Consider the following 18,849-nt stretch of genomic DNA (forward strand, 5'->3'; position numbering starts at 1 on the left):
CCCCGGAGGGCGGCCGTGCTTCGTCAGAACTTGTAATTCACACTGCCGACCACGGTGCGTTCGTCACCGTAGTAGCACCAGTAGCCGTCGCAAGTGGACAGGTATTCCTTGTTGAACACGTTCTTCGCGTCCACTGCCACGGATAGGCCGCGCATCGAACTGTTCAGGCGGCCCAGGTCGTAGTGCACCGAGGCGTCGTACACAGTGTAGGAACCGGTGTGGCCGAGCCAGGTGTTGGCGGTGTTGCCGTAGCTGTCGCCGACATAGCGCACGCCACCGGCAACGCCGAAGCCGTCGAGGATGCCGCTGTGCCAGGTGTAGTCGGCCCAGGCGGTGGCCTGGTTGCGCGGTACCTGGGCCATGCGATTGCCCTTGTCCACGCCTTTCTGGATTTCGCTGTCGGTGTAGCTGTAGGACGCCACCAGTTTGAGGTTTTCGGTGATGTCGGCAGTGGCTTCCAGCTCCAGGCCGCGAAGCTTCAGCTCACCGATTTGGCGTGTCACGCTGCCTTCGGTGACGCTGACATTGGTCTGGGTCAGGTCGTATACGGCGGCGGTCAGCATGGCGTCGGTGCCGGGCGGCTGGTACTTGATGCCGACTTCGTACTGCTTGCCCTCGGTGGGTTCGAAGGACTGGGTGGTGCTGACCGTGGCGCCCATGGAGGGCTGGAAGGACTCGGCGTAGGAGATGTACGGGGTGATGCCGTTGTCGAACAGGTAGCTCAGACCCACGTTGCCGCTGAAGGCCACATCGCGCTGGGTATTGGTGATGTCGTTCTGGTTGAAGAACTCGGTACCGGTATGTACCCAGTCTTCGCGGCCGCCCAGGGTCAGGCGCCAGTTATCGAGGGCGATCTGGTCCTGAATGTAGAGGCCGGTCTGGTAGGTCTTCTGGTTGTAGTCCTGGAGGGTGAAGTAGGTGACGTTCGACAGGTCGGCGCCATAGATCGGGTTGTTGACGTTGATCGGCGGCACGCCAAAGCCATAGAGCCAGCGGTAGTTGCTGTTGGAACGCTGGTGGTCGAGTCCGAGCAGCAGCGTGTGGTCCAGTTCGCCAGTGCTGAAGTCGGCCTGGAAGTTGTTGTCCACGGCGAACTGGCTGATGTCCTCATCGACGATGCCGGATTCACGGCTGACGTTGCCGTCGGCGTCGACCGTGTTGAAGGTGGAGACGTTCACTGCCTGGAACTCCAGGTCACTCTTGGTGTAGCGCAGGTTCTGGCGGAACTGCCAGACATCGTTGAAGCGATGCTCGAAGGAGTAGCCCAGCGCGTAGTAGGTGCGGTCGTAGAAGTCCCAGTCCGGCTCGCCCAGGTTCTTGTGGTGCGAGATCTTGCCGAACGGCGAGTCGATCTTGGTGCCCTGCAGAGGCAGGAACTGGCCAGTGATACCGGTATCGTCGCGGGTGTACTGCGAGAGGAACGTCAGCCTGGTGTCGTCGTTGATGTTCCAGGTCAGGCTCGGCGCGATGTTGTAGCGCTTGTCCGGGATATGGTCGACGGGCGAGTTGCTGTCGCGCACGGTGCCACTCACGCGATAGAGGAACTGCCCCTCGTCGTCGATCTTGCCGGTGCTGTCGAAATTGATTTGCTTGTGCTCGTTGCTGCCAGCCTGCAGCTCAACCTCGTTGGCCTGCTCGGCCTGGGGGCGGCGGCTGACCATGTCCAGCAGGCCGCCGGGCGGAGTCTGGCCGTAAACGGAGGATGCCGGGCCGCGCAGAACAGCGATGCGCTCCAGGTTCCAGGGCTCGATCTTCGGGTTGGCGAAGGAACCCACCGGCAGGGGCAGGCCGTCGAGGAACTGGGTCGGCACGAAGCCACGCACCTTCAGCCAGTCGGCGCGGGAGTCGGAACCGTAACCGCTGCTCATCACGCCGGCGGTGTAGCGCAGCGAATCGTTCAGGCTGAGGGTGGGGCGCGAGTCGAGCTGCTCACGGGTGATGACCGAGATCGAGCGGGGAATTTCATTGATCGCCGTGTCGGTCTTGGTGCCAGCGGCGGTGCGCGTGGCCACCATTCCGGTGGTGGGGTCCCAGGCGGTTTCGTAACTGCGGTTACCGTCGATGTTCACATCCGGCAGGCTCATCGCCTCGTCGGCCACGGGCGCCAGGCTGTAGCTATCGGAACCGTTCTGCACCAGGCGCAGGTTGCTGCCCTGCAGCGCCACGGACAACGCCTGCAGCGGACTCAGGTCGCCTTGCACGGAGGGGGCGGTCTTGCCTGCGGTCAGGGCGGGATCGACGCTCAGAACGATGCCGGCATCGGCCGCGATACGGTTCAGGGTACTCGCCAGCGGCGCGGAGGGCAGCTGATACGTTTCTGCCTGGGCCTGGCTGGCCAGGCTGCCGACTGTGATGGCCAGCGCCATCAGGGTGTGGCGGAAGGTCGCGGAAGCAAGTTGCATTGCGAATATCTCCTAAGTGAGAAATCGTCTCAATGCCTTCTTGCCGAGCGAGAATCGAAAAGTGACAGGGGGACGCCAAAAACTTTTCTCCCCGTCCCTGGGCGTGATTTTTCGAGGTGGGCAGCGCGGCTCTGCCCACCTTGCGGTTTTCAGTCCTTCGCGGGTACCACGCGTGTCCACCAGTGACCGATGCGTTCGATGCTCACGGGGAGGCTGGGGGGCAGGGCGGCCAGGGCCTTGTCGCTTTCGTTGAGCGGGAAGACGCCGCTGATGCGCAGATTGTCCAGGCCCGGGTCCAGGCCCAGATAACCGCTGTGGTACTCGCTCAGGGTGTCGATCAGCTGGGGCAGCGGCATGTCCTCCGCTACCAACAGTCCGCGGCTCCAGGCCTCGGCGCCAACAGGAGCAGCGCGCGTGGGCCCAAGGTGCTCGCTATCGATCCAGACCTGTTCGCCAGCGCGGACCACGCGCTCGACCGAGCCGTTGTGCGGTCTTGCCGCCACGGCGGACTCCAGCACGATCAGTTGGGTCGCCTCACCCGTGCGGCGCACCAGGAAGCGAGTGCCGAGAGGCTGCAGGCGGCCCTGGCTGGTCTCGATGATGAAAGGGCGCGGGTCGTCGTGACCGGTCTTCACCAGGATCTCACCCCTGCGCAGGTAGAGGCGACGCTGTGGTCCGTCGAAGTCGATATCCAGGGCTGTACGGCTGTTGAGCTGCACGAGGCTGTTGTCCGCCAGGCGCAGTTCGCGGTGCTCGCCGTTGGCCGTCATTTCATCGGCCAGGTAATCGCCCAGTGGGCGCTGCTGGGCCAAAAGGCCGAGTCCAAGGCCCACTGCGAGTACGAGAGCCAGGGCGTTGCCTGAGAGGCGATGCAGGCTGCGCCGTCGTACGCCACCGCCGCGCAACAGCGCGCGACGGGCGTGGGCGGAGGCTGCTGCTGCCAGTTGCTGATCGATGCCGGAAAGTTGTTGCCACACTTGGGCATGCTCCGGGTGGGCACCTAGCCAGCGGCGGAATTCATGCCGCTCGCGGTCGGTCGCCTCACCGGAATCCAGACAAAGCTGCCAGGCAATCGCCTCGTCCAGCGCACGCGCGGATACCCGGCTCATGCTGGCTCTCCGTAAAGCGCGATGTAGCACTGGCGCATACCCTGGGCCAGGTACTGGCGAACCCGTGACGGGGAAACGTCCAGGCGTTCGGCGATCTCGGCGTGGCCCAGGCCGTCGAGGCGGTTGTAGAGGAACGCGGCACGCGCCTTGCTGGACAGCTGGCCAAGCAGACGATCGATTTCACGCAGGCTTTCCAGGATCAGTGCCTGTTCCTCGGGGCTTGGGTGCAGGTCCTGCGGAGCCTGGGCCAGTTCGTCCAGGTAGGCGCGTTCCAGGTCATTGCGACGGAATTGATCCACCAGCAACCCGCGGGCAATGGTAGCCAGCAGGGCACGGGGTTCACGGGGAGGTTGCAGGTCGGTCCGTGCGAGCAGGCGGACGAAGGTGTCCTGGCTCACGTCTTCGGCGCGATGGGGGCATTGCACCGTCTTGCGAAGCCAGTGGAACAGCCAATCACGATGGTCTCGGTAAAGCAGCCCTACCAGTTGCGGATTTGCGGAATTACCGACCGACACGCTGACCTCATTGAGAAGTACTTGAAAGAGTGTTTACGAATGATTCGCAATGATGGCAGAGGCTGGCACCTTGCCGCAATTGTGTCGGGAAGGCGGGCGATGGGTGGCGAAATTCGGCGCGAAGATGGGGCGGCAGAGAGTGCCGCCCCGGCAGGTGTCAGTGCTTGTTGCTGTCTTCCGGCAGGGCCAGCAACCGCTTCTCCAGGTTCCAATCGAACGGCTCGCCGTTCTGTTCGGCTTCGTAGCGGCGCTCATCGAGGCGCTGGAACAGGTCGATTTCTTCGTCGGGCATGAAGTGCAGGCAGTCGCCGCCGAAGAACCAGAGGAGATCGCGTGGGACCAGGTGGGCGATCTGCGGGTAGCGATGGAAGACCTGGCTGATCAGGTCCTGGCCAAGGTACAGGCTGCCTTCCGGGTCGCGCGGGAGCTCGCCCATCAGGTCGTCGAAGCGCTCGACGAAGAGCGCATGGTTCTCCTCGGGAACCTGCTCCGCCTCGCCCAGGGCGACCAGGATGCCGCGCAGGTGCGCGAGCAGGGCGAGATGGTGGTCGAGATAGGGATTGGACATGGCGGACTTTCCTGAAACTGGATCGGGCGCGGGAGTATAAGGCCCGCCGCGCCGGCTGTCCTGCCTGCGGGCTCAGCGAATCTTGCCCGCGCTGGGCGCGAGTTCGTCCTTGCTGAAATCGTCGACGTCTATGACTCGCCGCTGTGCCGCCTCGAGGGCACGCAACTGCGTGGCTCCGGCGGCATCGATCAGTCCCGCGGCCAAGGCTGCGTCCACCAGGGACTCATCCGTGGCGGGTTTCAGGCTGCCCGCCTTGACCGCTTGTTGCAGCTTGCGCTGCGAGGGCTGGCAGTTGTCGGCCAGGTCGACAGCCTGCTGCAGCGCGCCTACTGGGTCTTCGGCGGATTGCGGGCGGTAGCAGCCTGCGAGCAGCTCCTCCAGCGCCGGATCTCCCCGGTCGCGGCCGATCACTCCGGCGACTTCGGCGTCCAGCTCATCCGAGGGGCCGGGATGGCGACGGCCGAGGGGGAACACCAGTACTCGCAGCAGGCCGCCCATGAAGGCATTTGGGAAGTTGTCGAGCAGTCCGTCCAGGGCCTGCTCGGCCTTGCCCAGGCTTTCCTCCAGTGCCCAGCGCACCAGTGGTTGCAGGTGTTCGGGGTAGTCGCGGTCGTGATAGCGCTTGAGAGCCGCCGATGCCAGGTAGAGGTAGCTCAGGGCGTCGCCCAGTCGCGCGGAAAGCCGCTCACGACGTTTCAGCTCGCCGCCAAGCAATAGCATGCTGCAGTCGGCGAGCAGGGCGAAGGCAGCTGCCAGCCGATCGAGGGCGCGGAAGTAGGGACGGCAGAGATTGTCGCCGGGCGCGTCGCCAAGACGGCCAAGGCTGAGACCGAGCAGCAGGCTGCTGGCTGCGTTGCCCACGGCGAAACCGATGTGCCGCAGTAACAGTTGGTCGAACTCCTCCAGCGCCTGGTCACGATCTTGGCGGCCGGCCAGGGCCATTTCCTTGAGCACGAACGGATGGCAGCGGATCGCGCCCTGGCCAAATATCATCAGGTTGCGCGAGAGGATGTTGGCGCCTTCGACCGTGATGGAGATGGGCGCTCCCTGCCAGGCGCGCCCCAGGTAGTTGTTCGGCCCGAGGATGATGCCCTTGCCGCCATGTACGTCCATCGCGTGGCCGATGCATTCGCGGCCGCGCTCGGTCAGGTGGTACTTCAGGATGGCCGACAGCACCGAAGGCTTCTCGCCCAGATCCACCGCGCTGGCAGTGAGGATGCGCGCGCTGTCCATCAGCCAGGCGTTGCCGGCAATACGCGCCAAGGCTTCCTGAATGCCTTCGAAGGCCGCCAGGGGTACGTTGAATTGTTCGCGTATGCGGGCGTACTGGCCCGTTACCAGGCTGGTGAACTTGGCGGCACCGGTTGAGGCGGCGGGGAGGGAAATGGAGCGGCCTACCGACAAGCAATTCATCAGCATCATCCAGCCTTTGCCGAGCATGGCCTGGCCACCGATGACGAAGTCCAGGGGCACGAACACGTCCTTGCCAGAGTTCGGCCCGTTCATGAAGGCCGCGCCCAAAGGCAGGTGGCGCCGGCCGATCTCCACGCCGGAGGTATCCGTCGGGATGAGCGCGAGGCTGATGCCAAGATCTTCTTCATCGCCCAGCAGATGGTCCGGATCGTGGGCCTTGAAGGCCAGGCCCAGCAAAGTGGCTATTGGACCGAGCGTGATGTAGCGCTTTTCCCAGGTCAGACGCAGTCCGATCACGTCCTCTCCCTGCCACTGGCCCTTGCAGACGATGCCGACGTCCGGCATGGCACCGGCATCCGAGCCGGCGAGTGGCCCGGTAAGGGCGAAGCAGGGAATGTCCTCGCCGCTCGCAAGACGTGGCAGGTAGTGCCGGCGCTGCTCGTCAGTGCCGTAGTGCAGCAGCAGTTCGGCGGGGCCGAGAGAATTGGGCACCATCACGGTCGAAGCCAGGTCGCCGCTACGCGTCGCGAGTTTCATTGCAACCTGGGAGTGGGCGTAGGCGGAAAAGCCCTTGCCGCCGTACTCCTTCGGGATGATCAGGGCGAAGAACCCGTGCTTCTTGATGTGCTCCCAGGCCTCAGGCGGGAGGTCGAGCTTCTGGCCGATCTCCCAGTCGCTAACCATGGCGCAGAGATCTTCCGTAGGACCGTCGAGGAAGGCCTGCTCCTCTTCGGTCAACTGCGGGCGAGGGGAGTCCAGGAGCTTGCGCCAGTCTGGACGTCCGCTGAACAGCTCGCCGTCCCACCAGACGGTGCCGGCCTCGATGGCGTCGCGCTCGGTCTCGGACATGGGCGGCAGCACTCGCTGGAACCAGGAAAAGAGCGGTGAGCTGAGCCATTGCCGACGTGGCCCGGGCAACGCCAGGGGCAGCGCGACAGCCAGCCAGAGCAGCCAGAACACCAGCAGCAGCCAGCCGGGTGAATGGCCGAACAGCCCCATCAGCACCAGATAACCGGCCACCAAGGCCAGCGCGGGCAGGGGGGCTATGCGGCGGTGGGCGAGATAGGCGACGCCCAGGCCCAGGGCAAGTATCCAGAGCAACAGCATGGTCGATCCTCCTTGATGGCGGCGAGGGGCCGTCACGAGACTAATCGCCAACCATGGCCATGGCGACAGGAACGGCGAGCTTGGCCGGTATGTCGTACCCGGGGCGGCGGGGCGCTGGATAGACTTGCGACTTACCCGCAGGAGAACACGCCATGCAGCACTTCCTGGAGCCCGGCCGCTTTGTTGATAGTGACCACACCCTGGTGGTCGAGTTCGCGGAAATGCACCGTGGGGCAAGCCGCGACCCAATCGATCAAGCTGTCAGCCTGTACCGCGCGGTGCGCGACGAGATCCACTACAACCCTTATGTATTCAGCCGGGACCCGCAGACTCTGAAGGCCAGCCATGCTCTGGGGGCGGGCGAATCCTACTGCGTGCCCAAGGCGATCCTGCTGGCGGCATGCGCGCGGCATTGCGGCATCCCTGCACGCATTGGTCTCGCCGACGTGCGCAACCACCTGGCCACGCCCCGACTGCTGGAGCTCCTGCGCAGCGAGGTGTTCGCCATGCACGGTTACACCGAGCTGCACCTCGACGGCCGCTGGGTCAAGGCCACACCGGCTTTCAACCTGGCGCTGTGCCGGCTGTTCAAGGTGCCTCCGCTGGAGTTCGACGGACGCCAGGACAGCGTTTTCCACCCCTTCAACAGCCAGGGCGAGCGCTACATGGAATACCTGGCGGACCACGGCCAGTTCGCTGACCTGCCTGAGCAACTGTTCTTCGATCACCTTGCCGAGGTTTATCCGCACCTGTTCTGCGAGGGCGCGGCCTTCCTGACCGGCGACCTGCATGCCGAGGCTGGCGCAGCGAGCTGACGCACAGTTTCATGAGTAAAGTTTGCCGGGCGCTTTGCCATTACCCGCCCTGCCAGTAGCATCGTCGCATTGCACAGGGAGCGACGAATGCGAACCAAACTGGATGCCTGTCTGCACGCGGTCAATCAGGTAGTGCTGGGCAAGGAAGCACAGGTACGCCTGGCCCTGACCTGCCTGCTGGCCCGTGGACACCTGTTGATCGAAGACCTGCCCGGTATGGGCAAGACCACCCTGGGCCATGCCCTGGCCAAGGTGCTGGGGCTGAGCTTCCAGCGCATCCAGTTCACCTCGGACCTCCTGCCCGGTGACATCCTTGGCACCTCGGTGTTCGACAAGGACAGCAGCCAGTTCGTCTTCCACCCGGGGCCGGTGTTCGCCGAGCTGGTGCTGGCCGATGAGATCAACCGCGCCACTCCCAAGAGCCAGAGCGCGTTGCTGGAAGCCATGGAGGAAGGGCAGGTGACCATCGAGGGGGCCACGCGCCCGCTGCCGGAACCCTTCTTCGTCATCGCCACGCAGAACCCGGCCAGCCAAGGCGGTACCTTCGCCTTGCCGGAGTCGCAACTGGACCGCTTCCTCATGCGCCTGTCCCTCGGCTATCCGGCCAGGGCGGCGGAGAAGGCATTGTTGCAAGGCGAGGCGCGGCGTGAGCTGCTGCCGCGCCTGGAACCCATTTTCACCCACGCCGAGCTGGGGCTTATCCAGGCCGAAGTGCCCAAGGTGGTGGCTCGCGACGCGCTGGTGGATTACGTGTTGCGCCTGGTGGATGCCACCCGCAGCCAACCGCAGTTCGCCTGGGGGCTGTCGCCCCGCGCCAGTTTGGCGTTGCTCTCCGCTGCGCGTGCCTGGGCCCTGTTGGCAGGGCGCGATTATGTGATACCGGAAGATGTCCAGGCGGTTCTGCCTTCGGTAGTCGGCCATCGCCTGCGCGAGCGCGCCGATCCATCCGGACATGGCGGTGGCGCGCTGGTGCAGTGGCTGCTGCGCGAAGTGCCGGCTCTCTGATGCTGGAAGTCCAGGTCGATCGCTGGCTGGCGCGCCGCATCCCGCCAGCGAACCAGGTACGTCTCGATCAGCGACGGATTTTCATCTTGCCAACCCGCGCCGGAGCCGCTTTCGGGCTAGCCCTGGTGCCAATGCTGCTGGTGGCGATCAACTACCAGAACAGCCTGGCCTACGCGCTGACTTTCCTGTTGCTGTCGGTATTCCTGGTGGCCATCCTGCACACCTTCCGCAACCTTTCGGGGCTGAACCTCAAGGCAGCGGGTGGTGCGCCCGTTTTCCTCGGCGAGCAAGCGCACTTCCACGTCACGCTGGAAAGCAGCGGCCGGGAGCACCAGGCCGTCGCGCTGGGTTGGCCGCCCTTGCCGTTGCAGGTGCAGGACGTAGCCGCCAATGGCGCCTGCGAGGTGGAGTTGCACTTGCCTACCGGACGGCGTGGCTGGCTGCGGCCCCGACGCCTGCGCGTCGAAAGCCGTTATCCGCTCGGGTTGCTGGTGGCGTGGAGCTGGGTGGATCTGGACCAGGCCCTGTTGGTCTATCCGCGCCCGCTGGAGGGCGATCTGCCGCTGATGCCTGGCCGTGGCGATGATGACGGCGACGACGGCCAGCATGTGCTCGGTGCCGGGGCGGACGACTACCAGGGGCTGCGCGCCTACCAGCCGGGCGATTCGCGTCGCCGCTTGCACTGGAAGGCCTTTTCTCGCGGCCAGGGGCTGTTCGTAAAGGACTTCGCCGCCCTGGCCGGGCGTGATGTCTGGCTCGACCTCGATCGGCTGGACGGCGATCTGGAGCAGCGGTTGGGTCTGCTCTGCTACTGGGTGTTGCAGTTTTCTTCCCGTGGCCAACCCTTCGGCCTGCGCCTGGGGGGCCAGGAGCTGGGCGCCGACACCGGTGATGCCCACCGCGAAGCCTGCCTGCGGGCCCTGGCCCTGTTCGGGGGGGCGCGATGAAGGCCGGCCTGCCCATTACCCGGATCGGCCTGACCTGGCTGCTGGTGGCGCAGGTGCTGGTGATCCTGCCGCATCTGCCCTACCTGCCGTTGTGGATCATTGCAATGTGGTTGGGCTGTGCTGGATGGCGCATCCAGATATTCCGCATGCGTGCGCAGTACCCCAGCGGCACGATCAAGGCCGCGCTGATCCTCGCGGTCGCGCTGGGCGTATTCTTCTCCAGGGGCACGCTGGTTGGGCTGGAGGCGGCGGTCGTGCTGCTGGTGGCGGTGTTCATCCTCAAACTGGTGGAACTGCGCACCCAGCGTGATGCCTTGGTGCTGGTGCTCCTCGGGTTCTTCACGCAGGTCACCGCCTATCTGTTCAACGACGGCATGCTGGCCGGGCTCTACAGCCTGCTGCCCCTTTGCGCATTGCTGGCCTCCCTGGTGGGGTTGCAGCAGAGCCGCTTCGCTGAACGCCCGCTGGTGCCGTTGAAGGCGGCGGGCAGCCTGTTGCTACAGGCGGTGCCGCTGATGCTGTTGCTGTTCATGTTCTTTCCGCGCCTGGGGCCGCTGTGGTCGCTGCCCCTGCCGAGTGACAAGGGGGTTACCGGCCTGGCGGATGCGATGAGTCCAGCGGATATCGCCGAACTCAGCCGCTCCGGCGACCTGACTTTCCGCGCCAGCTTCGAAGGTCCGGTGCCGCCCATGAGCCAGCTCTACTGGCGCGCGCTGACCCTTGAGCGATTCGATGGGCGCCGCTGGTCCCAATCTCTCACTTCCCAGTTCGGCCAGGAGGCGGTCTGGCGTCGGGAAGGTGAGCCACTGCGCTACAGCATTGTCATGCAGCCCAGCGGCAGGCCGTGGCTGTTTGGCCTGGATGTGGCCGAGACGGGCGAGGAGGGTGTGCGCCCGCGGGCGGACTTCCGCCTCGAGCGCCGCACGCCGGTCGATCGCCCGCTGCTCTACCAGGTCACCTCCTGGCCTAAGGCGGTACGCGAACCTGATGGCAACCCCGATGCCTTGCGCAGGGCCCTGCAGCTGCCAGAGGCAGGTGAATCGCGAACGCGGGCCTGGGCCGGGGAGCTCAAGCGGCAGTACGCTGAGCCGCAACAGCTGGTGGATGCACTGCTCGCGCATTTCAATCGCGAGCCTTACGTCTACACCCTGAAGCCTTCGCCGCTGGGTGAGGACAATATTGATGCGTTTCTCTTCGATACCCGCAGGGGGTTCTGTGCCCATTATGCAGGCGCCATGACCTTCGTCCTGCGAGCCGCCGGCATTCCCGCGCGGGTGGTGGCCGGGTATCAGGGTGGCGAACTCAATCCTGCCGGCAACTACGTGCTGGTGCATCAGTTCGACGCTCACGCCTGGGTGGAATACTGGCTACCGGGACGCGGCTGGATCAGCGTCGATCCAACTTTCCAAGTGGCGCCGAGCCGCATCGAGCGTGGCCTTGAAGATGCCGTGGCCAGCGAGCAGAGCTTCCTCGAGGGGTCACCCCTTTCACCTCTGCGCTTTCGACAGCTGGCCTGGCTGAACGAGGTGCGATTGGCCTGGGACAATCTCAACTACGGCTGGCAGCGCTGGGTACTGGGCTACCAGGGAGAGGCGCAGATGGAGCTTGTGCGGCGCTGGTTCGGCACCCTGGATGGGCGCTCGCTCGGCCTGGGCCTGGTCGGTGCCGGAGCAGTGCTGATGGCGCTGCTGGCCTTGTTTCTGTTCGCGCCATGGCGACGTGAGCCCGACCCCCAGTTGCGTCAGTTCCAGGTTTTCGAGCAATTGCTGGCGCGCCATGGCGTAGTGCGTGGCAAGGGCGAAGGGCCGCGCGCCTTCGCTGAGCGTGCAAGCCGCGAGCTGCCCCGGCAGGCGGCGCAGATCCGCGCCTTCCTCGCAGCCTTCGAGGCTAGCCGATATGCCAGCCAGTGGACGTCCGATCCGGCCAGGCACCTGCGCGCCCTGCGTAAGGCATTGCCCTGGCGCCTGCGCGGTGCGCGCGGATGATCCATGCTGAGTACTGCCGTAGTCGCCTGCGCGCCTGACCCCTGGAGAGCTAGAAGATGGCCGGAATGCTGGATGACCTGATCGCCCAAGTCATTGGTCTGGAGGTTCGCATGCATGCCTGTGCCGAGCGGCTGGCCGCGGGTACGGATGACGAGGCCCTGCATGACCTGCGCGTTGCAACCAGGCGCCTGCGTAGCTTGCTGCGTCCTTTTCGCGGGTTGCCGGCAGTCGACGTGCTGAACCAGGCGGCTGCCGATCTGGCAAGTCTGAGCGGGCCATTGCGGGATCTGGAAGTGCTGATCATCGAGTTGCGCAGTCACGGTCTGGATCGCCTGACTCCGGGCCGGGAACGCGCTCGGCACCTTGGCTATGCACAGTTTCTGCTGGCCCCGGAGCTCGCTCGCCTGTTCCTGGTGCTCGAAGCCTGGCCCCATCTGATGCGTGTGTACGATCGCGAGGGGCTGCTGAAGGGGTTGTGCAGGACAGTGGCCAAATCCCTTGGCAAGAGTCACCGCCGTCTCGTACAGGCGCTCCAGGATCCCGCCCACGACCGTCATCGCCTGCGGCTGCTGATCAAGCGCCTGCGCTACGGCGTGGACGCTTACCCGGACTTGATCGAGTTGTCGCCCAAGACCCGGCGGCTGCTGGTGGGTGCGCAATCCGCGCTGGGCAAATGGCATGACAACCTGCAGTGGTTGGGCCGTGCGGACCAGGAGCCTGACCTGCGCCCGCGAATTCGTGGGTGGCAGGTGGCGTTGCATGCCGCTGAAGTCCGTTCGGACCGGGTACTGGAGAAGCTGCTGCGGCGACTGGCCTGATTCGCCCATGGCGGGTATCCCATCGGCGTTGGCGCGGCAGCCTTGCGACGCGCCTTTCGAGCCTGTGGGGCAATGCCCTAAGATCGCCGACTGAGCGATTCACTACAGGGACTCCAGATGAAATTATTCTCCGAACTGATCCAGGCGGCGCGCAGCAATCCGAATGAGATCGTGGTGCCTGCCACCTGGGGACAGGGGCGGGCCGCCTTCGGTGGTGTGGTTGCGGCGCTGGCGTTCGAAGCCATGCGCGCGAAGGTCGAGCCGGGCCGGCCGGTGCGATCCCTGGCCACGACTTTCGTCGGCCCTTTGGAGCCCGAAGTGCCTGCCAGCTTCGAGGCCGAGCTGCTGCGCGAAGGCAAGGCAGTGAGCCAGGTGTTCTGCCGTGTGGTGCAGAAGGGTCAGGTAGTGGCGTTGGTGCAGGGCAGCTTCGGCGGCTCGCGTCAGTCGGTGGTGCAGATGGCCGCTGAGCCAGCACCCGACATGAAGCCCGCGGCAGATTGCTTCGAACTGCCCTTCATTCCTGGTGTTACACCGGAATTCACCCGTCACCTGGCCATGCGCTGGGCCATCGGCGGCATGCCGTTTTCCGGGAGCCGCGAACGCGACATGGGCGGTTGGGTACGTTTTCGTGGCGAAGTGGAGCGGGAGCCTGTCACCGAGGCACATCTGCTGGCCTTGGTGGACGCGTGGCCGCCGGCCACCGTACCGCACCTGCCAACACCCGCACCGGGCAGCACTTTGACCTGGACCATCGAGTTCGTGCAGCCGCTACCGAAGCTGGATACCCATGACTGGTGCAGGTATCGCGCGCGCATCGAGCACGCCAGCGATGGTTACGGCCATGCGGCGGCGGCCCTGTGGACGCCGGACGGCGACCTGGTGGCGATGAGTCGGCAGACCGTGGTGGTGTTCGGCTGATCGCCCTGTGCAGGTCGTGCAAGGAGGGTGGGGGTCATCTGTAGGGTGCGCCGCGCGCACCAGCGGAGATTGGGCCGCGATTGTCCTACCTCCGAGCGCGAGCCGGTGCGTATGGCGCACCCTGCGGCGAAACAGGACCTTTTAGTTCGGGTAGACCTCTTGATGTCCACGAGCCGGAGTCCGGGTCGACTCTGATGGCTCAGTGCTTTTTCTTGCGCCAGTTGCGCCACCATTGGCCGCTGAGCAGGAAGCGAGGGAACGTGAGGAACTGCTCCACCAGCAGTCGGCCAACGGCGTCCTTGCGGTCGCTGAAGGGTTCCGGTGCTACCGCTTCCAGCTTGTGCCCGCGTCCCTGCAGTGCCAGGGAGGCGACAATGCCGATGATTCCCAGCACGAACGGCCGAAAGCTCAGGCTGAACAGTCCGTAGACAAGGGTAATGGCCGCGACGATGAACAGCGGTACGGCAATCACATGCAGGATCAGGTTGGCTGGATGCTGGTGATTGTCGGAATAGGTCCGCCATTGCCATGCATGCAGGTTGGGAAGTCGTTTGCCCATGTCCGGCTCCTTGAGGGGATGTCGGCAGCATAGACCGGCCCTGATGGGCCGGCGAATGCCTTCTCCCTATGGAGCGGATAGCGTGGGGCGGAACTTTCAGGCGCTTAGCTTGAGCTGGCGAATCGCCTGGGACAGCTCGCTAGCCAGTTCCGCCAGTTCATTGCTGGTGGCGGCAGATTCCACGGTTTGACTGACGGTGAGTTCGGTAACGTCGCGAATCCCTACCACGGCGCGGGTCATTTCCTCGGCCACCTGGCTCTGCTGCTCGGCAGCCACCGCGATCTGGGTATTGCTTTCGCGCATCTGGGCGACCGCGCCGGTGATGGCGGCCAGGGCGGCGCCAGCCTCTTGGGCGGCGTGCACGCAATCGTTGGCCTTGATCGAGCTTTCGCGCATGAACTCCACGGCGTCGCGAGTACCGGCCTGGAGAGCGCCGATCATGCTGGTGATCTCGTCGGTTGAGTCCTGCACGCGCCTGGCCAGGTTGCGCACTTCGTCTGCCACGACAGCGAACCCGCGGCCCATTTCCCCGGCACGCGCGGCTTCGATGGCAGCGTTCAGCGCCAGCAGGTTGGTCTGCTCGGCGATGCCGTGAATGACGTTGACGACGCCGCTGATCTTCTGGCTGTCCTCGGCCAGGCGCTGAATCGTCTCCGCGGTTTGTTGCACGCCGGATGAAAGCCCAGTGATGGAATGTTCGACCCGTTCCACCACCAGTTGGCCGGCACCGGCAAGCTGATCGGCATTCTGCGATTGGTCGCGGGTGTCCGCCGCATGCTGGGCGATGTGGTGCACGGTAGTGGACATTTCATTGATGGCGGTGGCGGCCTGATCGGTTTCGCTCTGCTGGCCGAGCATGCCCTGGCGCACCTCGCCCATGCTGCCGGCAAGGCGTGCGGCGCCTTCGTCGAGGCGGGCCACGGCCTGGGCAACGGTGCCGACCACGCGTCCATAGCCGGCTTGCATGGCATTGAAGGCGTTGGCCATCTGGCCCACTTCATCTCGGCTGTCCAGCGGTACGCGGGCGGAAAGATCGCCGCTGCGTTCGACGTGGAGCATCACGTCCTTGAGGGTGTTGAGGTGGCTCAGCAGGAAACGGATCAGCAACTGTGAAGCTGCCAGCAGGGCGACCATCAGCAGGAACACGGAGATTGCGTATTCCCCAGCGCGGGCGCCCAGCAACTGGGCCATGCTCGGGCTGCTGGCCAGCACGGCGACGCGCTGACCGTCAGTGCGATCGAACACCTGGGCGCCGATGGCGGGGTTGCTGCCGAACAGACCGTCGTGCTCCAGCTCCACCCAGCCATTGGCGCGGGCCAGAGACTGGCCACCGGGTAATTGCGGGGCGCTACCTGCGTTGAAGGCGATGACGCCGGGCAATGAGGGCAGGGGCTCGGCGGTTGGCCAGGATTTCAGCAGCTGGGCCTGGGTCGCAGCAGCATTGCGAGCGTCTTCCGCGCGGCCCTGCTGCTCTAGGTAAAGTGCGTGCAGAACCAGCAGGAGGGTGGTGCAGAAGGCCACCGCATTGACGGCCCAGAACTTGTATTTCAGGGAGATATCGCGAATCCAGGTACCCATGATGTTCTTCTTATGGCTCGGACAGTATTGGCAAGGTGCCATTATTTTCTGACGGAAAATTCCTACCAGATTTGATCCGAATCAAGAAGGAACCTGATTGCCTGACTCAGTCGATGGCCGGGAGCCCGAAGAAGGCGCGTGCGCAATCAGTGGTGTGCTGGGCGAGTTCTTCATGGCTTTCGCCACGATGCAGGGCGACTTCCCGCAGGACTTCGGTCAGGAAGGCCGGTTCGTTGTGGCCGTGTTTGGGTTTAGGGCGCAGGCTTCGTGGCAGCAGGTACGGCGCATCGCTTTCCAGCATCAACCGGCCACGGGGAATGTCGCGCACCAGGGCATGCAGATGGGTACCGCGACGCTCATCGCAGATCCAGCCGGTGATGCCGATATGCAGGTCGAGGTCCAGATAGCCGTAGAGGGCGCGCTTCTCGCCGGTGAAACAGTGCACCACGGCGGCACTGAGCTGATCGCGGAACTCCCGCACGATGGCCAGCAGGCGTTCATCGGCGTCTCGCTCGTGGAGAAACACCGGCTTGCCCAGTTCGGCGGCCAGGGCGAGTTGTTCTTCGAGGGTCTTCTCCTGCTGCGGGCGTGGCGAGAAATCGCGATTGAAATCCAGGCCACATTCGCCCACGGCCCGCACTCGGGCTTCGCCCAGCAGCGCCCGGAGTTGCCGCTGGCTATCGCTGTTCCAGTTGCTGGCCTCATGGGGGTGGACACCGGCCGTACTGAACAGCAGGCGACCGCTTTCATCCAGTTGCTCAGCGACAAGCAGGGCTTTTTCGCTGTCATCCAGGCTGGTGCCGGTCAGCACCATTTGGTGAACGCCGGCGGCCTGCGCACGTTCCAGCAGGGCGCGGACGTCGCGGGCTAGGCTGGGGTGGGTCAGATTGACGCCGATGTCGATGAGTTGCATGGTGCTACCTCGGATTGGAGCAGAGCCGCGGAACAATGCTCGAAACAATTAAAAAAACCAATCTATACAGGAACTTGGCGCCTTATGTTGAAGTCAATACCACGCTTTGACTGGCGTCAGGCGCGTAGCTGTGACAATCTCCGCGCCCCTCGCTCGCCAGCCAAGGTTTCGCGGCGCAGCAACTCTACACGTTCGGGTGCGCGCTGACGTCCCGCCAGTCCCTGGAGAATTGATGACGCGACCGTTGCTGCTGCTCTGCCTGCTGGCGTTGCTGCCTTTCACGGCAAGCGCTCGCCTGGCTGGGCCGCCGGAAGTCTGGCAGCAGCCGGCCGAAGCCCGCGACTTGGCCCAGATCCGCCGTAGTGGCGTGCTCAAGGTGCTGGTGAACCAGAGCCGTAACAGCTCTGGCGAGGTCAAGGGCGAACCGGTCGGAGTCGAGTACCACCGTATCCGGGCCTTCGAGCAGTACCTCAATCGAAATGCCCGTGATGGGCGTGAAATCAAGCTGAAGATCATCCCAAAGGCCAAGGATCAGTTGCTGGCTGCGTTGCAGCGGGGCGAAGGTGATCTGGTGGCGCCAGGTGAACTGGTCAACCAGGGCATTGGCGCCAACATCAGCGCCAGTGCGCCACTGCGCAAGGATGTACCGCTGGTGTTGGTCAGCCGGCAAGGGCAGCGTCGTTACCAGCGCCTGGAGCAGTTGTCCGGTCGCAGCATCGCGTTACCGGTCGGCAGCGCCGCGGGCGAGGCGTTGCGCCCAGTGAACGAGAAGCTGGCGGCGCGCAAGCTTGCGCCCATCGTCATCGAATGGGTCGACTCGACCCTGGCGGTGGAAGATGTGCTGGAGATGGTCCAGGCCGGCATTTTCCCGCTGACGGCGGTGGAGCAGCCGATTGCCGAGCGCTGGGCCAAGGTGATGCCGAAGCTGCGCCTGGACAAACACCTGGTGCTCGACCGGCAGGGTGATATGACCTGGTTCGTTCGTCGTGATGCGCCGACGTTGCGGGCCAGCGTCGACCGTTTCCTCGATGGGTACCGCGCACCTGAAGACCAGGATGCGGCGTTCCAGCGCGTCTATCGTCGTCTCTACAAGGTCCACAACCCACTTGCCCGCACTGAGCGCCAGCGGCTCGAACGCGTGCGCCCGGTGCTGCAGCGCTACGCCGACCAGCATGATTTCGACTGGCTCAGCCTCGCGGCGCTCGCCTACAAGGAGTCCAGCCTGAATCCGGCCGCCAAGGGGGCAGGCGGAGCCACCGGGCTGATGCAGATCACGCCGGGCGCAGCGAGCAGCGTTGGCGTAGGGAACATCCACAAGCTCGACAATAATGTGCAGGCCTCAGCCAGGTACCTGGCCAAGCTGCGCCGCAGTTTCTTCTCCAGCGCGCAGCTAGATGACCGCGAGCGAATGGCCTTCGTTCTCGCTGCCTACAACCTTGGCCCGCAACGGGTCCAGGGGATGCGCGCCGAAGCCCGGCGGCGGGGACTGAATCCCAACCAGTGGTTCTTCCAGGTGGAGCGCATTGCTGCCGAACAGGCCGGGATGGGCGTGGTGACCTACGTCAACAGCGTGAACAAGTACTACCTGGCCTTCGATCGCGAGCGTTATCTACTGGAGCCTTCGAAAGCGGTCGGTAAGACTCGAAGATAATCGAATTACTCGATGAAGTCGGTGAGAATTTTCCGGTTTTAATATCAAATAATTCTACTAAGCTTCTGTTCATCGACTCCCACAACACAAGGAACACCTCGATGAGTAACCCGATCAAATCCATCCTCGCCACCAACGCTGGCTATGGCATCACCCTGCTGCGGGTCATCACCGGCCTGACTTTCATGGCTCACGGCTCACAGAAGCTCTTTGGCATGTTTGGCGGTTACGGCCTGGCGGGTACCGGGCAGTGGATGGAAAGCATCGGCCTGACTCCCGGTTACCTCATGGCTCTGATGGCAGGTAGCGCAGAGTTCTTCGGCGGCCTCGCCCTGGTGATCGGCTTGCTGGTGCGTCCGGCCGCTGCGGCGCTGATCGTTGCGATGATCGTGGCGATCTTCAGCGTGCACTGGGCGAGCGGTTTCTTCATTACCAACGGCGGTTTCGAGTACGCCATGATTCTCGCCCTGATCAGCGCCACGTTGCTGGTCGAAGGCGCCGGCAAGATGTCTCTGGACCGCAACCTGGCCAACTGAGCCAGGTACC

Annotated in this window: 16 protein-coding genes; 8 read left to right on the forward strand and 8 right to left on the reverse strand. The window is 64.4% G+C overall.

The window, feature by feature from the left end:
- Nucleotides 1-23: 23 nt before the first annotated feature.
- The 5 genes from SA496_RS09285 to SA496_RS09305 all read right to left on the reverse strand — a co-directional run bounded on the left by SA496_RS09285 (nt 24) and on the right by SA496_RS09305 (nt 7,114).
- Nucleotides 24-2,402 (reverse strand): TonB-dependent siderophore receptor, encoded by a 2,379-nt coding sequence (locus SA496_RS09285; protein ID WP_153920254.1) that lies wholly within the window; start codon nt 2,400-2,402, stop codon nt 24-26.
- A gap of 149 nt (nt 2,403-2,551) precedes the next feature.
- A complete protein-coding gene (locus SA496_RS09290) occupies nt 2,552-3,511 on the reverse strand; it encodes a FecR domain-containing protein (protein WP_153920256.1) in 960 nt (319 codons plus the stop codon).
- A complete protein-coding gene (locus tag SA496_RS09295) occupies nt 3,508-4,026 on the reverse strand; it encodes an RNA polymerase sigma factor (RefSeq protein WP_120651494.1) in 519 nt (172 codons plus the stop codon). Before SA496_RS09295 ends, SA496_RS09290 begins: the two co-directional genes overlap by 4 nt.
- A 157-nt stretch (nt 4,027-4,183) precedes the next feature.
- Nucleotides 4,184-4,594: a PA2817 family protein gene (locus SA496_RS09300; RefSeq protein WP_120651493.1), complete on the reverse strand. Its 411-nt coding sequence runs from the start codon at nt 4,592-4,594 to the stop codon at nt 4,184-4,186.
- Between the two features lie 72 nt (nt 4,595-4,666).
- A complete protein-coding gene (locus tag SA496_RS09305) occupies nt 4,667-7,114 on the reverse strand; it encodes an acyl-CoA dehydrogenase (protein WP_330115311.1) in 2,448 nt (815 codons plus the stop codon).
- Between the two features lie 152 nt (nt 7,115-7,266).
- On the opposite strand from SA496_RS09305, the gene SA496_RS09310 reads away from it, so the two are divergent.
- The 6 genes from SA496_RS09310 (at nt 7,267) to SA496_RS09335 (ending at nt 13,602) form a co-directional block, all read left to right on the forward strand.
- On the forward strand, nt 7,267-7,929 hold the full coding sequence (locus SA496_RS09310; protein WP_120651491.1) for a transglutaminase-like domain-containing protein: 663 nt from the start codon (nt 7,267-7,269) through the stop codon (nt 7,927-7,929).
- Nucleotides 7,930-8,016: 87 nt separating this feature from the next.
- Nucleotides 8,017-8,934: an AAA family ATPase gene (locus tag SA496_RS09315; RefSeq protein WP_120651490.1), complete on the forward strand. Its 918-nt coding sequence runs from the start codon at nt 8,017-8,019 to the stop codon at nt 8,932-8,934.
- Nucleotides 8,934-9,881: a DUF58 domain-containing protein gene (locus tag SA496_RS09320; protein WP_330115312.1), complete on the forward strand. Its 948-nt coding sequence runs from the start codon at nt 8,934-8,936 to the stop codon at nt 9,879-9,881. Before SA496_RS09315 ends, SA496_RS09320 begins: the two co-directional genes overlap by 1 nt.
- A complete protein-coding gene (locus SA496_RS09325; RefSeq protein WP_330115313.1) occupies nt 9,878-11,866 on the forward strand; it encodes a transglutaminase TgpA family protein in 1,989 nt (662 codons plus the stop codon). The genes SA496_RS09320 and SA496_RS09325 overlap by 4 nt, the downstream gene beginning before the upstream one ends.
- A 56-nt stretch (nt 11,867-11,922) precedes the next feature.
- On the forward strand, nt 11,923-12,684 hold the full coding sequence (locus SA496_RS09330) for a CHAD domain-containing protein (RefSeq protein WP_120651487.1): 762 nt from the start codon (nt 11,923-11,925) through the stop codon (nt 12,682-12,684).
- Nucleotides 12,685-12,801: 117 nt separating this feature from the next.
- The gene (locus SA496_RS09335; RefSeq protein ID WP_120651486.1) at nt 12,802-13,602 is read left to right on the forward strand and encodes an acyl-CoA thioesterase; all 801 of its coding nucleotides are present in this window, start codon (nt 12,802-12,804) and stop codon (nt 13,600-13,602) included.
- 199 nt (nt 13,603-13,801) lie between these two features.
- On the opposite strand, the gene SA496_RS09340 is transcribed toward SA496_RS09335, so the two are convergent.
- The 3 genes from SA496_RS09340 to SA496_RS09350 form a co-directional block, all read right to left on the reverse strand.
- The gene (locus tag SA496_RS09340) at nt 13,802-14,161 is read right to left on the reverse strand and encodes an Mpo1-like protein (protein WP_120651485.1); all 360 of its coding nucleotides are present in this window, start codon (nt 14,159-14,161) and stop codon (nt 13,802-13,804) included.
- A 96-nt stretch (nt 14,162-14,257) separates the two neighbouring features.
- On the reverse strand, nt 14,258-15,739 hold the full coding sequence (locus SA496_RS09345; protein WP_153920264.1) for a methyl-accepting chemotaxis protein: 1,482 nt from the start codon (nt 15,737-15,739) through the stop codon (nt 14,258-14,260).
- A gap of 106 nt (nt 15,740-15,845) precedes the next feature.
- Entirely contained in the window at nt 15,846-16,652 is an 807-nt protein-coding gene (locus SA496_RS09350; RefSeq protein WP_120651483.1) for a TatD family hydrolase, read from the reverse strand.
- Nucleotides 16,653-16,884: 232 nt separating this feature from the next.
- Between SA496_RS09350 and SA496_RS09355 the strand changes: the two genes are divergently transcribed.
- Both SA496_RS09355 and SA496_RS09360 read left to right on the forward strand, forming a co-directional pair.
- Nucleotides 16,885-18,303 (forward strand): transglycosylase SLT domain-containing protein, encoded by a 1,419-nt coding sequence (locus SA496_RS09355; RefSeq protein WP_330115314.1) that lies wholly within the window; start codon nt 16,885-16,887, stop codon nt 18,301-18,303.
- Nucleotides 18,304-18,404: 101 nt separating this feature from the next.
- On the forward strand, nt 18,405-18,839 hold the full coding sequence (locus SA496_RS09360) for a DoxX family protein (RefSeq protein WP_120651481.1): 435 nt from the start codon (nt 18,405-18,407) through the stop codon (nt 18,837-18,839).
- The last annotated feature ends 10 nt before the right edge of the window (nt 18,840-18,849 follow it).

Source organism: Pseudomonas sp. JS3066, assembly GCF_036328175.1.
Lineage (GTDB): Bacteria > Pseudomonadota > Gammaproteobacteria > Pseudomonadales > Pseudomonadaceae > Metapseudomonas.